Genomic DNA, 13,469 nt, shown 5'->3' on the forward strand with positions numbered 1-13,469 from the left:
TGCCTCGCGTCGGCTCAGAGTGGAGGCCATCAGTCAAGCGCGCCCGGGCGATTACGGTCAAGTACGATCAAGCTACACACAGTTAACAGCGCATTAAGTTCAGGACACCTGCTGGCCCTTACCCAGGGCAATCACGCCGCCCTTCGACACCGTGTACAGCTCCGCGTCCCGCTCCGGGTTCACGCCGATGGTCGCACCCGGAGGGACCTCCACGTTCTTGTCGAGCACCGCCCCGCGCACGACCGCACCCCGTCCGATGTGCACGTTGTCGTGCAGGATCGAGCCCTGCACGACCGCTCCCGGGTCGACCACCACACCCGGCGACAGCACCGAGCGGGTGACCTGTCCGCGGATCAGGCACCCCGAACTGATGATCGACTCACCGGCGATGCCGCCCGCGTTGAAACGCGCGGGGGACAGCTGGCCCGAGTGGGTGTAGATGGGCCAGCTGCGGTTGTACAGGTTGAAGGCGGGGCGCTCGGCGATCAGGTCCATATGGGCGTCGTAGTACGCGTCGAGCGTGCCGACGTCACGCCAGTAGCCCTGGTCCCGGGTGGTCTCGCCGGGCACGTGGTTGTCGTGGAAGTCGTACAGCTGGGCCTCGCCGCGCTGGGTGAGCGCGGGCAGGATCGAGCCGCCCATGTCGTGGACGGAGCTCTCGTCCTCGGCGTCCCGCTGGAGCGCCTCTATGAGCGCCTTGGTGGTGAAGATGTAGTTGCCCATCGACGCGAACACGCTCTCCGGGTCGTCGGCGAGCCCCGGCGGGTCGGCCGGCTTCTCCAGGAAGCGTTCGACCGTCAGCCCGTCCGAGCCCGGGGTGATCACCCCGAAGGAGGAGGACTCGCCGCGCGGGACCCGGATCCCGGCCACGGTCACGCCCGCGCCGCTGTCGATGTGCTGGCTGAGCATCTGGCGCGGGTCCATGCGGTACACGTGGTCGGCGCCGAACACGGCCACGTACTCGGGCCGCTCGTCGTAGATGAGGTTCAGCGACTGGAGGATGGCGTCGGCGCTGCCGAGGTACCAGCGCGGGCCGAGCCGCTGCTGGGCCGGGACCGGCGTGACGTAGTTGCCGAGCAGGCTGGACATCCGCCAGGTGGTGGTGATGTGCCGGTCCAGCGAGTGCGACTTGTACTGCGTCAGTACACAGATGCGCAGGACGTCCGCGTTCACCAGGTTGGACAGCACGAAGTCGACGAGCCGGTACGTGCCGCCGAAGGTGACCGCTGGTTTGGCGCGGTCAGCCGTGAGAGGCATCAGGCGTTTGCCCTCACCACCCGCCAGCACGATCCCGAGCACCGATGGCCCACCACGACGCATGGCCGCTCCCCTCACCCTGGTTGAACCATGGTTGCCCCCGGCCGGGGGAACTAAGCCTGTTTGACGATCTCCTCGTACAGCCCGACCGTCCGCCGGGCCACCGCGTCCCAGCCGAACTCCCCCACCGCGCGCACCCGCCCGGCCTCACCCATCCGGCGGCCGGCCTCCGGGTCACCGAGAACCGCGTCCAGCGCCCGTGCGAGGCCCGCCTCGAACCCGTCGTCCACCTCCACGAGTGTCCCGGTCACCCCGTCCTCGACGACCTCTGGAATGCCGCCGACCCGGGAGGCCACTACGGGAGTGCCGCAGGCCATCGCCTCCAGATTGACGATGCCGAGCGGTTCGTACACCGAGGGGCAGACGAACACGGCGGCGTGCGTGAGGAGTTGGATCACCTCGGGGCGCGGCAGCATCTTCGGGATCCAGTGCACGCCGTCACGGGCCCGGCTCAGCCCGGCGAAGAGATCGCGGAACTCCTGGTCGATCTCGGGGGTGTCGGGGGCTCCCGCGCACAGCACGACCTGCGCCGCGGGATCGATGTCCCGGACCGCGCGCAGCAGATGGGGCACGCCCTTCTGCCGGGTGATGCGGCCGACGAACAGCACGAAGGGGCGATCCGGGTCGAGGCCGATCCGGGTGAGGGCGTCGGTGCCGTGATCGGGACGGTACAGGGCGGTGTCGATGCCGTTGTGGACGACGTGGACCCGGTCCGGGGCGAGCGCCGGATAGCAGGCGAGGATGTCCTCACGCATCGCCTTGGAGACGGCGATCACCGCGTCGGCCGCCTCCACCGCGGTCCGCTCGGCCCAGCCCGACAGGGCGTAGCCGCCGCCGAGTTGCTCGGCCTTCCAGGGCCGCAGGGGCTCCAGCGAGTGCGCGGTCACCACGTGCGGGACGCCGTACAGCTCCTTGGCGAGGTGGCCGGCGAGGTTGGCGTACCAGGTGTGGGAGTGGACGAGCTCGCGGCCTTCGAGGGCGGCCGCCATGGCGAGGTCCACGGAGAAGGTGCGCAGCGCGTCGTTGGCGCCGTCCAGCGCGGACCAGGGGCGATGCCGCTGGACCCCCTCGGTGCGGCCCTCGCCCCAGCAGTGCACGTCGAGGTCGACCAGCCGCCGCAACTCACGGGCCAGGAACTCCACATGGACGCCCGCGCCGCCGTACACGTCCGGGGGATACTCCCGGGTCAGCAGTCCCACTCGCACCCGGAACCCCCACATCTCACTCAGCGACCGGCTCCCTTCATGGTCACCCAGACGGGGCGCGTGGGGAAGAGCGCGGGGGTCGTGTGAAGCAACAGTCGCCGCAGACGCCCCCGCCGGGCACCCGGTAGTACAGGCAGCAGCTGCGGCGGCGGAAGGCGGTGCCGGCCGATGTCCCGGTGTCGGTGAGGAGCGTTCCGGTGTCCGCGAGGAGGGGGTGGGTGAACAGCTCCGCGGTGAGGGCACGCACGCGTGCGGCGACGTCGGGACGGCCGTGCGTGCGGGCCCACAGTTCCAGCTGCCGGGCGGCCCCGGCCAGCGCGGATCCGGAGTTGCCCCGCAGCAGGCCCGGCGCGACCGGATGGCGGGCGCGCAGCGCGGCGGAGAGGGGTTCGAGGTGGCCGTCGAGGACCGTCGCGGCCACGGTCGCCGCGTCCCCCGGCCGGGCCCGCACCTCGGTCAGCCACAGGTCGTCCGGGGCGGTGGCGTCCGGGTCCCAGCACAGCAGCCCGGGCGCGAGGTCGGGAATGCTCCCGTACAGGACGGCGCAGCCCAGCGTCACCGACCAGAGGCGGGCCGCGAGGCCCTGCTGCGCCACCGAGGCCCCGATCCGGTCCTCGGGGGCGCGCAGGGCCCGGGTCACCTTGCGGACCCGGAAGGCCAGCGGATCCCCGTGGACGTCCGGTGCCGGGCTCCGGGAGGTCTCCCGACTGGACGGCTCCCCGTAGGCCCGGGCGAGGGTCGGCGGCGCCGCGGTCGGCTCTCCGGTGCCGCCCGGTCGTGTGCGCAGGGCGAAGAAGGGGCCGAGCGGGCGCAGCGCGGCGAGATCGGGGTCGAGGTCCACGAAGTGCAGTAGTACCAAGGCCGTCAGGGCCCGTGCTCAGGGGCATCCCTGGTCCGTCACCCGCCTGAGGGAGGACAGCGGGCCTTCAGTACTCCATCGGTAGTAGGACCTATTGCGTGCTCAGGTACGACGACGGGAACAGATCTACAGGGCATCGTGTTGGTTATGAGAGCCGACCGTTCGCCGCGCCGGGCCCCGCGCCCCCGCCTCACGCAGAGGATCAGCTGATGAGCGCCCTCGCGTTGTCCGTGGTCCTGTCGCTCGTCTCCGCTGTCGCGTACGCGGCCGGCGCGATCGTGCAGGAGCAGGTCGCGCTGTCCTCGCCCGACGAGGAGTACGCCCCGTTGCGCCGTCCGGGCTGGTGGGCGGCGGTGGCGTTGAACGGTCTCGGCGGAGTTCTCCACGTGGTGGCGCTCGCCTACGGTCCCCTCAGCCTGGTTCAGCCGCTGGGCGCGCTGACCATCGTGTTCGCGTTGCCCATGGCCGCCCTGTTCGTCGGCCGCAGGGCCGGGGCGACGGCCTGGCGTGGCGCGATCATGGCGACGGTCGGTCTCGCCGGTCTGCTGTCCCTGGTGGGGGCGGCCGACGCACAGTCGCTGAGCACCCCGCAGCGGGTCAGCGTGGCCGTGGTCACCGCGGCCGCGCTCGTGGCCCTGATGGTGGCGGGGCGGGCCGCGCACCGGCACCCGGCGGTCCGCAGCATGCTGCTGGCGACCGCGTCGGGCATAGCGTTCGGCATGTCGTCGGTCTTCACCAAGACCGTCGCGGTCGACTGGACCGGTGGTGTCTCGACGGCCGACGTCCCGTCCCTGGCCGTGATCGGCGTGCTCGCCACGGCCGGCATGCTGCTGTCCCAGGCCGCCTACCGGGGCGCGGGCCTCGCGGCCCCGCTGGCCACGCTGACCGTGGTCAACCCGGTGGTGGCGGCCGCGGTCGGCATCACGATGTTCGGCGAGACCTTCCGCTACGGCACCACGGGCACCGTGCTGGCCCTGGGCTGCGGTGTGGTGGCGGCGGGCGGACTCATCCTGCTCACGACGGAGCGCCTTCAGGGCGCTCGGCCCGAAACGGCGGCGGCTGCTGTACCGGCAGCGCGGATCCCGGCGGACAGCGGCACGGCGGAGGTGTCGGCCGACGCCCCGGCGGACGGGAAGACCGGCGGTGCGACGGGCGGGATCCCGTTCCCCGAGCAGCCGGGCGCGCCACTGCCGGAGGGCGTGCGGTCGGCGGAAGACGTGCTGGAGGACCTGCGGCTCGCCGGAGCGGCGCTGGACACGGCGCGGTCGGCGCAGGCGCGGGAGACAGACGTACGGGCGGCAGACGTCCGGGCGGCAGAGGTACGGGCGGCAGAGGTACTGAAGGAACGGCTCGTCCTGGCTCCGGCCACGGCCGACGGCGAGGACCGCTACGAGGAGGACCCGTCCGGCGGGGACGTGCCTCCGTCGTTCTACACCCCGCTGTACGGAGGTCTGTACGTCCCGATGCCGGTCGTGGACCGGCATCGGGAGCGCGTCAAATCCTGACGCCGCCGGCCCGGAGATACGCCACCGGGTCGACGTCCGTCCCGAAACCGGGCCCGGTCCGCACCTCGAAGTGCAGATGCGGGCCCGTGCTGTTGCCGGTGGAGCCGGACCGGCCGATGCGCTGTCCGCCGCTCACCGACTGCCCGTCCCGTACGGAGATCGCCGACAGGTGGGCGTACTGCGAGTAGCGGCCGTCGCTGTGCCGGATGACCACCTGGTACCCGAAGGAACCGGCCCAGCCCGCGCTCACCACCTCGCCCGCCCTGACCGCCTGCACGGAGGTGCCGGTGGGCACGGGGAAGTCGACGCCGGTGTGGTAGCCCTTCGACCAGGACGAACCCGTGGCGTGGTACGGCGTTCCGGTGGAGGCGCTGACGGGCGACACGAGGGAATGGCCGGTCGTCGCCTTGCGGTCGGTGTCCTTCGCCTTGGTGCTCTTGGCCGGCTTGCTCTCCTTGGCGCCCGAGGAGGTCTTGGGCTTCTCCGTCCGGGGTCCGGTGCTGCTCGGGGCCTTGGTCGCGGCGGCCGCCCGGCCCTCCAGGCTGAGTCGCTGACCGGGCAGGATCAGGTCGGGGTCGCCGCCGATGGTCGTCCGGTTGGCGGTGTAGAGCCCCCGCCAGCCGCCCTTGACCTCCTCGGTGTCCGCGATGCCGGAGAGGGTGTCGCCGCGGACCACGGTGTACATCTGCGCGGTGCCCGCACGGGACTGAGGTGTGCTCTGCGGCCGTACGTCGTCCAGGGACGTCTTCGACGTCTTGGGAGCCGCCTTGGCGGACGGCTGGGAGGACTTGGAGGACTGGGACGACGACGGCTCGGAGGACTTCGTCGTGGTGCCGTTCGGGTGGATGTCGGGGGTGTCGCCGCCCCGGCTCAGTCCGGCCCGCACCGAGCAGACGGGCCAGGCGCCGGGCCCCTGCCCGTCCAGCACCTTCTCGGCCACGGCGATCTGCTGGTCCTTGGTGGCCAGATCCGCACGGGGCGCGTACCGCGTACCGCCGTACGCCTCCCAGGTGGACTGGGTGAACTGGAGTCCGCCGTAGTAACCGTTGCCGGTGTTGATGTTCCAGTCGTTGGTCGACTCGCACGCGGCGACCTTGTTCCAGGTGTCCACGTCGGCCGCTTGAGCTGCACCGGTGCCGATCAGCGGCAGCGCCATACCGGCACCGCCCGCCGTGACGGTGAGCGATGCCCGGTTGATCCTGTTCGGCTGATACCGGCGGTGCCGGCCGCGTACGGCCATGGAGATCCCCCTCGACATGCGTCAGGAGGGGCAAAAGTAAGGGCGGCGAACAGGCCATGACAAGGCGACAACCGGCCGCTCCGACGCGCGGGCGAACACCGGACGCCCCGGGCGGGAATCCGGCGGCGGAACCCGTCAAGATGGTCCAGGACGACACTGACCGAATGCACGGGCACACCCCTGGAGGAGCCAACCGTATGAGCACTTCAGCTCAGATCGGCGTCACGGGACTCGCGGTCATGGGCCGCAATCTCGCCCGCAACTTCGCACGCAACGGCTACACGGTCGCGCTGCACAACCGCACGGCGGCACGGACGCACGCCCTGGTCGAGGAGTTCGGCCACGAGGGCGAGTTCGTCGCCACCGAGACCGCCAAGGAGTTCGTGGCGGCACTGGAGCGGCCCCGCCGCCTGGTGATCATGGTGAAGGCCGGTGAGCCGACCGACGCGGTGATCCGGGAGTTCGCCCCGCTGCTCGAACCCGGCGACATGATCATCGACGGCGGCAACGCGCACTTCGCCGACACCCGCCGCCGCGAGCGCGAACTGCGCGAGCAGGACATCCACTTCGTCGGCACGGGCATCTCCGGTGGCGAGGAGGGCGCGCTGCACGGCCCGAGCATCATGCCGGGCGGCTCGCCGGAGTCCTACGAGTCGCTGGGCCCGATGCTGGAGAAGATCTCGGCGAAGGCGGCGGACGGGGCGCCCTGCGTCACGCACATCGGCCCGGACGGCGCCGGCCACTTCGTGAAGATGGTCCACAACGGCATCGAGTACGCCGACATGCAACTGATCGGCGAGGCCTATCAGTTGCTGCGTGATGTCGCCGGGTACGAGCCCGCGCAGATCGCGGACATCTTCCGCACCTGGAACACCGGCCGCCTCGACTCCTACCTGATCGAGATCACCGCCGAGGTGCTGTCCCATGTGGACACGGCGACGGGCCGGCCCTTCGTGGACGTGGTGGTCGACCAGGCGGAACAGAAGGGCACCGGCCGCTGGACGGTCCAGATCGCGCTCGACCTGGGTGTTCCGGTGTCGGGCATCGCGGAGGCCGTCTTCGCCCGGTCGCTGTCGGGACACGCGAAGCTGCGCGAGGCCTCGCGCGGCCTGGCGGGACCGACCGCGTCCGCGCTGGGCAAGGCGGAGGCGCAGGCCTTCGCCGACCGGGTGGAGCAGGCGCTGTACGCCTCGAAGATCGTGTCGTACACGCAGGGCTTCCACGAGATCGCCGCGGGCAGCGAGGAGTACGGCTGGGACATCGATCTCGGCGCCGTCTCCTCGATCTGGCGCGGTGGCTGCATCATCCGCGCGGCCTTCCTCGACCGGATCCGCGCCGCGTACGACAACCGGGCGGACCTGCCGAGCCTGCTGTCCGACGAGACCTTCGCCTCGGAGATCGCGGCGGCGCAGGACCCGTGGCGCGAGGTGCTGGTGTCCGCGACGCTTCAGGGCGTGCCGACGCCCGGGTTCGCGGCGGCGCTCGCCTACTACGACGCGTTGCGCGCGGAGCGGCTGCCGGCGGCGCTCACGCAGGGACAGCGGGACTTTTTCGGGGCGCACACCTACCGGAGGGTGGACCGCGAAGGCGCGTTCCACACCCTCTGGGGAGGCGACCGGTCGGAGACGGAGGCGTAGTCCTTCGAGGACGTCAGGACATCACGGTGGGCGGCGGTCCTACGTCGCCCACCGTGGTCCCGTCAGGTGAGGGGCGGGCCGGGCTCCGGGCTGGGGACCGGTTCCGGACCCGGCGGGACCGGCGACGGCGAGGGACCCGGGGGCGGGCCGGGCCGCGGCGGCGGCGTCGGTTCCGGACCCGGCGGCGGCTCGGGAACGGGCACCGGGCTGGGGAACGGCTCCGGAGGGCCCGGGACCGGCCCCGGCGGCGGTCCGGGCTGGACGGGATCAGGGTGGACGGGGTCGGCGTACGGGTTCGTCATGGTGTCCTCCGGCCAGTTGCGAGCCTTGGCTCTGGACTCATCCCCCGCGTACCCGGGGCGGCCGCGGCCACTCACCCGGGTGGGCTCACCCGGCCGGCTCCCGTCGGCGAGGCGCCGCGGGCACGTCGCTCAGAAACGGCCGGGGTGCGCGCGCAGCCAGTCCTTGGCGGCGCGCAGCAGCTCGGGGTCGGCGGCCGGAGCCTCGTCGGGGTGACGCTCGGCCCACTTCACGACGTACGGGCAGAGCGGCGCCACGGGGATGCCCTCGCGCCCGGAGGCGGCGTACAGCTCCCGCGCGAGCGACCCGGCGATGCCCTTGCCCTCGTGGGCGGGCTCGACGACGGTGTGCACCGGCACCAGGGCGGGCGCGGGCGACTCCAGGACGAAGTACTCGATGCGGCCCACGACTTCACCGCCGTCGCCGAGGGCCTCCAGGCGGCCCGCCGCCCGGTCGTCGCGGATCTCGATGTCGCTCATGGGCACTCCCGGTGCGATGCGTGCGAGGGCTGCTGCGGTCAGACCGACACCGCCTGCGGGCTGCGCTCCTGGTCGGAGCCCGGTACCGGCTCCGACGGGTCCGCTCCGAGGGCCACGATCCGGTTGTCACGGTCCACGTGCACGACCCGCGGCTCCAGGGCCCGCGCCTCGGCGTCGGTCACCTGAGCGTAACTGATGATGATCACCAGATCGCCGGGGTGCACGAGATGGGCGGCGGCCCCGTTGATACCGACGACCCCCGAGCCGCGCTCGCCCTCGATGACGTACGTCTCGAGCCGCGCACCGTTGGTGATGTCGACGATGTGGACGAGCTCCCCCGGCAGCAGGTCGGCGGCGTCCAGCAGGTCGGCGTCGATGGTCACCGATCCCACGTAGTGCAGGTCCGCCTGGGTGACGGTGGCACGGTGGATCTTGGACTTGAACATGGTGCGCAACATCGGGGCACTCCCACAGGTAGGCTCCCTGCCTGCGTTCTTGCAGGTCAAGGGCTGTTTCCACATCCTACAACGAGTCGCATTTCCGGGCAGCTGTCCCCAGGTCTTTCAGGACTCATGCTGACCACTTGCCGACTTCCCTGACGCCCCGCCAGGTGGCCGGAGGAGGGCTTCGCCCACTCTCGCGGACCCCACCGCGGCGATGACCCAAGCCTACGCAGCACCCCCCGAAGGACGTCCGTGATCACCGTCACGCGGACGTCTGGACGGCAGTCAGGAGCGAAGGCGCTCGCCCGGAAGTCGGACCACGCGCCGCCATGGGTCAGCCGGCCAGGCCCCTCGTCTTTCGCCCCAAATTCGGCCGGAGCAGCCCATCGCCGGTCGTCGCACCCGAGCGGCAGCGGCGACCCAACCGGTCTGGTCGTCGATCAGACCATACGGGGGTGCTCTGACTGGTGGCCCCACACCCCGCCGGAAGGACCCCGCATGTTCATCCAGCCCTGGGACGCCGCCCTCGACGACGCCGAGTGGCAGACCTTGTGAGTGAGGCGACGAGCTCCTGCACCGGAGCGGGGATCTCGGTGGCGACGTCGAGGTCACGGCTGAAGCGTTCGACCAGGCCGTGAGCCTGCACGGCGTATCCGCCGGTGAGGACCAGAGGGGCAGGCGGAGCCGAGGTCGAGGATGTCTGCGAGGAGACGCTCGTGGAGCGGAGCGAGCTTCACGCGGCGGTCGTGTCGGCCGGAGCGCTGCGGAGCTCGGTGAGCAGCCGGTGCTGCAGGAGGGCCACCAGGTCCTCACTCGGTCCTTCGGCGAGGACGGTCCGGCAGAGCACCCATGCGGGACTTCGGACGGTCCAGGCTGTAGCTCGTCCGCCCGGACCAGGCGATGTGAAGCGGCAGGTCCACATCTCCCTCGACGGGGCCGGCCAGCTCCTGCAAGCGCTCGGGCAGTCGGCTGCGGAAGCGGTCCCGCAGCACCTCGGCGCGGGGGGGGGCGGTGATCGTCGTGTCCATGTGCGGCATTGCGCCGGGTTGAGCCCCCACAACGAAGATCCGTACCACCGGACTGTCAGACGATCATCACGCTCGGCAACCACCGCCCTCACGGGCTCAGTCGGCGAGGTCGGCCTTGCCGAACAGGACCGCGTAACTGGAGGGGAGCTGGCTGAGGATCTGATTCAGCTCTCCGCCGGTGACAGCGTCGGCAACGGTGGTCAGGACCGCGCTGGCGTCCCACTGCGCCGTACGCGGCCGGGCGTGGGTGCGCTCGGCGACCCGGCGGTAGAACTCTTCGATCCCGAAGCCCTGCGCCTGCTGCGGCGTGGCATGGTCAAGAACCTGTCCCAGCGGGCCGGGCAGCTGTGAGGCGAGGTCCTTGACCTCTCCCGGACTGATCCGTTGGGCCAGCACTTCCAGCACGGCGTTGGTGACGTCCGCGGCTTCGTCCTGGTCGTTGTATTCGCCTCGCTCGCGCACACGGGCGAGAAATCCGTCGTATTTCATAGCTGACTTCCTTCTGCCTTGGTCACCGCTGGCCATGGGGGTCGCCGGGTGCGCCGTCGGGCCGGCCGGGTCCGTCCGCCGGCGCGTGGCTGCCGTTCGCAAGGCCCTTGGCCCGAGACACACTCAGGGCACGGCGGAAGCGCCCGGGGCGCCGGGAACGGCCGCCCACGGCCTGATCGAGTCGGTCGCCGCTCGTCGAGCCGGCTTCTTGGAGCGCGTGGATCATCTGCTCGGTCTCGTCGTCGAGGCTTGTTCGGCCATGGCGGACGTACCCCTTGCCGTGCCCGCGGTGCCGGCCGTCCTCGGCGAGTACAAGGGTGCCGCCCGGTCCGGTGCCCGGGCGGTAGCGGCGGGCTCCGGCGCACTCCTGCTCCCGGCGGCGGGCGGTGCGGGCGGCGATTTTCAGACCTCGCGCACCATCGGACAGGAGAGTTCGCTCCCGCGTACGCCACGAAGAAGGCCGGCGAGACCGGCAGGAAGAACCACCGACAGTGGGGAGCCACGTAGCGCGTCTCCGCCGCCGTGAGGGGTGTCGAGCCGGCCTCGCCGGCCCGGCCGCAGTGCCGGAGGGGTGCCCGGAACCGCGGCGCTCGCGTCTCAGCCGCTGCTCTCGGTGGCTGCGCTCGTCTCGCTGATCTCGACCGTGCCGCGGCTTTGCGACGTCGGCCTTGGGGACGGTGATGCTGAACACTCCGTCCTGCATCTCAGCCTTGACCTTGTGGGTGTCCAACTCTCCGGGCGGGCGCAAACGGTACTCGGGGGATTGAGAGGGGTGGGTGCCCAGACGGGCCTTTCCTGCAGACCGCCACCGCGGTGGCGCCGGACGGGCATGGCCATCGCCATCGCCTCCTTCTTCCTTCTCGTGATCTCATCGCCCGCCATTCGTCATGCGAGCCATGCGGACTCCTTGTGACGTAGGCGTGCGGAGACGTCCGAGCCGTCCGCGGCAGCGGACGTGCCCGTGGTGCCGGGTGCGGCCGAGTGCCCCAGGTGCCGGTGCACGAAGTGGATGGCCATCGCGCCCTCACCGGCCGCCGAGGCCACCCGCTTCACCGAGCCGCTGCGGACGTCCCCTACCGCGAAGACCCCGGGCAGGCTGGTCTCCAGGGTCATGCACGAGCGCCCGCGACCGTGCCACACCTCGGGGTGGGCGCAGGCTTCCTGGGCCTCCGGACCGGTGAGGACGAAGCCGCGGGAGTCGAGGGCGAGGATGCCGGCGAGCCACTCGGTGTGGGGGGCGGCGCCGGTGAAGACGAACAGGCCCTGTACCGCGAGCCGGCGGTGCCCGCCCGTGCGGTTGTCGACCACGTCGAGCTCCTCCAGCACCTCCTGGCCGATGACCTCGGTGACCTCGGTGTGCAGCATGACCTCCACCCGCGGATGGCGCTCGACCTGGTCGACCAGGTAGCGGGACATGTTGGCCTCAAGGCTGGGTCCTCGGACCAGCAGGTGCACCTTCGGCGCGTACCCGGCGAGGAACAGCACCGCCTGGCCCGCCGAGTTGCCTCCGCCGACGACTGCCACCGGGTCGGTGCGGCACTGCTGGGCCTCGTAGACGGTCGCCGAGTAGTGGACGCTCGTTCCCTCCAGGCGTTCGATGCCGGGCACCTGGAGCCGGCGGTAGCGGGCACCCGTGGCCAGGACGACGGCGCGGGCGGCGATCTCGCTGCCGTCGGCGAACGCCACCACGTAGTGGTCCTCGTCCTGGGGATGGAGAGCGGTCGCCTCCACCGGAATGCTGATCCTGGCCCCGAACTTGTCGGCCTGGAGCACGGCGCGTTCGGTGAGTTCGGCGCCGGAGATGCCGGCGGGGAAACCGAGCAGATTCTCGATGCGGGACGACGTGCCGGCCTGGCCTCCGGTGGCCATCGCCTCCACCACGGTGGTGCTCAGTCCCTCGGAGGCGGCGTACACCGCGGCGGCGAGGCCGGCGGGTCCGGAGCCGACGATGAGGACGTCGCCGTAACGGCTTCCGGCGGGCAGTGACGGCAGGCCGATGAGCCGGGCCAGTTCCGCGTTGCCGGGGTTGCGCAACAGGGTGGTGTCCCGCCAGATGACGAGTGGTGTCTCCTCCGGGCCGACGCCGAAGCGGCGCAGCAGGTCCTCGGCCTCCTCGTCGGTCTCCAGGTCGATCCAGCGGTGCGGCAGCCGGTTGCGGATGGCGAACTCGCGCAGCCGCCTGGTGTCGGGCGAGTAGCGCGAGCCGATGACACGGAAGCCGGCGCCCTGCCCGACGAGCAGCGCGCGACGGCCCAGACAGGCGCGCAGCACGACGTCCCCGAGGGTGGAGTCCTGGGACACCAGGTGGCGCAACTGGTCCAAGGAGACGACGAGGACCTCGCCCGGCTCCCTGGCGACAGCGGTGTAGAAGGCCACCTGTCCGTGCAGCAGCCCGAGTTCGCCGATGAAGCGACCGGGGCCGTGCACGCGCAGCACGTGCTCCTCGGGAGTGCCGTGGTCCTCGACGACGGCGACGGTACCGCTGAGGACGACGAAGAACGTGTCGCAGCGCTCCCCCTCCTGGATCAGCACCTCGTTCGAAGCCATGCTCCGGCGTTCCCCGTGCTCCGCCAGACGTACTATCTGGTCCTCCGTAAGGCGCGGATACGCGCCGTAGACGTCCGGGGTCTCCCAGAAGGCGGCCTCGTCCGCTTCCTCCGGCACCGGTCCTTCGCCCGGCAGCGACTGGTCGCCGGACATCAGACGAACGCCTCGTGGACGTAGCACCAGCGCCAGTCCTCGCCGGGCTCGAACGACTGCACGATCGGATGGGCGTCGGCAGCCGCGTGCCTGCGCGCGTGCTTGTTCGGCGAGGAGTCACAGCAGCCGACGTGCCCGCAGGTCAGGCAGAGCCTCAGGTGGACCCACGGGGACCCGAGCAGCAAACACTCCTGACACCCTTGTGGGGTCAGCGGCCGGACCGGCCGGACAAGCGCGAGGTGGGGGTCTGCGTGCAGGGTCATCCGG

13 protein-coding genes and 1 pseudogene are annotated in these 13,469 nt (G+C 71.4%); 2 read left to right on the forward strand and 12 right to left on the reverse strand.

The window, feature by feature from the left end; genetic code table 11:
* Window positions 1-99: 99 nt before the first annotated feature.
* Genes glgC through OG933_RS07320 form a run of 3 tightly spaced genes read right to left on the reverse strand, consistent with a single transcriptional unit; the run spans window position 100 to window position 3,381 of the window.
* The gene (gene glgC, locus OG933_RS07310) at window positions 100-1,320 is read right to left on the reverse strand and encodes a glucose-1-phosphate adenylyltransferase (protein ID WP_362519179.1); all 1,221 of its coding nucleotides are present in this window, start codon (window positions 1,318-1,320) and stop codon (window positions 100-102) included.
* Window positions 1,321-1,370: 50 nt separating this feature from the next.
* A complete protein-coding gene (gene glgA / locus OG933_RS07315) occupies window positions 1,371-2,522 on the reverse strand; it encodes a glycogen synthase (RefSeq protein WP_362519176.1) in 1,152 nt (383 codons plus the stop codon).
* Between the two features lie 43 nt (window positions 2,523-2,565).
* Window positions 2,566-3,381: a (2Fe-2S)-binding protein gene (locus tag OG933_RS07320; protein WP_405626027.1), complete on the reverse strand. Its 816-nt coding sequence runs from the start codon at window positions 3,379-3,381 to the stop codon at window positions 2,566-2,568.
* A 209-nt stretch (window positions 3,382-3,590) separates the two neighbouring features.
* On the opposite strand from OG933_RS07320, the gene OG933_RS07325 reads away from it, so the two are divergent.
* On the forward strand, window positions 3,591-4,886 hold the full coding sequence (locus OG933_RS07325; protein ID WP_405626029.1) for a DMT family transporter: 1,296 nt from the start codon (window positions 3,591-3,593) through the stop codon (window positions 4,884-4,886).
* Here OG933_RS07325 and OG933_RS07330 read toward each other — a convergent pair.
* On the reverse strand, window positions 4,876-6,126 hold the full coding sequence (locus OG933_RS07330) for a transglycosylase family protein (RefSeq protein WP_405626032.1): 1,251 nt from the start codon (window positions 6,124-6,126) through the stop codon (window positions 4,876-4,878). The genes OG933_RS07325 and OG933_RS07330 overlap by 11 nt on opposite strands.
* Window positions 6,127-6,323: 197 nt before the next feature.
* On the opposite strand from OG933_RS07330, the gene gndA reads away from it, so the two are divergent.
* The gene (gndA, locus tag OG933_RS07335; protein WP_362519164.1) at window positions 6,324-7,763 is read left to right on the forward strand and encodes an NADP-dependent phosphogluconate dehydrogenase; all 1,440 of its coding nucleotides are present in this window, start codon (window positions 6,324-6,326) and stop codon (window positions 7,761-7,763) included.
* Between the two features lie 431 nt (window positions 7,764-8,194).
* Here the strand turns inward: gndA and OG933_RS07340 are convergent, their stop codons facing one another.
* The 8 genes and pseudogenes from OG933_RS07340 to OG933_RS07375 form a co-directional block, all read right to left on the reverse strand.
* Window positions 8,195-8,542 (reverse strand): GNAT family N-acetyltransferase, encoded by a 348-nt coding sequence (locus tag OG933_RS07340; RefSeq protein WP_020127502.1) that lies wholly within the window; start codon window positions 8,540-8,542, stop codon window positions 8,195-8,197.
* 38 nt (window positions 8,543-8,580) lie between these two features.
* On the reverse strand, window positions 8,581-9,000 hold the full coding sequence (panD, locus tag OG933_RS07345; protein ID WP_020127501.1) for an aspartate 1-decarboxylase: 420 nt from the start codon (window positions 8,998-9,000) through the stop codon (window positions 8,581-8,583).
* A gap of 517 nt (window positions 9,001-9,517) precedes the next feature.
* Window positions 9,518-9,722, reverse strand: a pseudogene (locus OG933_RS07350) (nucleotidyl transferase AbiEii/AbiGii toxin family protein); the annotation flags it as partial.
* A 72-nt stretch (window positions 9,723-9,794) separates the two neighbouring features.
* Entirely contained in the window at window positions 9,795-10,013 is a 219-nt protein-coding gene (locus OG933_RS07355) for a hypothetical protein (RefSeq protein WP_405626037.1), read from the reverse strand.
* A 96-nt stretch (window positions 10,014-10,109) separates the two neighbouring features.
* Complete coding sequence (locus OG933_RS07360; protein WP_405626039.1) at window positions 10,110-10,502, reverse strand: DUF2267 domain-containing protein; 393 nt, start codon at window positions 10,500-10,502, stop codon at window positions 10,110-10,112.
* Window positions 10,503-10,524: 22 nt separating this feature from the next.
* Window positions 10,525-11,205 carry a hypothetical protein gene (locus tag OG933_RS07365; protein WP_405633269.1) on the reverse strand — a complete coding sequence of 227 codons (681 nt, stop codon included), beginning with the start codon at window positions 11,203-11,205 and terminating at the stop codon, window positions 10,525-10,527.
* 182 nt (window positions 11,206-11,387) lie between these two features.
* Entirely contained in the window at window positions 11,388-13,202 is a 1,815-nt protein-coding gene (locus OG933_RS07370) for an FAD-dependent oxidoreductase (RefSeq protein WP_405626041.1), read from the reverse strand.
* Complete coding sequence (locus tag OG933_RS07375) at window positions 13,202-13,465, reverse strand: UBP-type zinc finger domain-containing protein (protein WP_362519153.1); 264 nt, start codon at window positions 13,463-13,465, stop codon at window positions 13,202-13,204. Before OG933_RS07375 ends, OG933_RS07370 begins: the two co-directional genes overlap by 1 nt.
* Window positions 13,466-13,469: the final 4 nt, after the last annotated feature.

This window comes from Streptomyces sp. NBC_00016, from assembly GCF_045040885.1.
Taxonomy (GTDB): domain Bacteria; phylum Actinomycetota; class Actinomycetes; order Streptomycetales; family Streptomycetaceae; genus Streptomyces; species Streptomyces coriariae.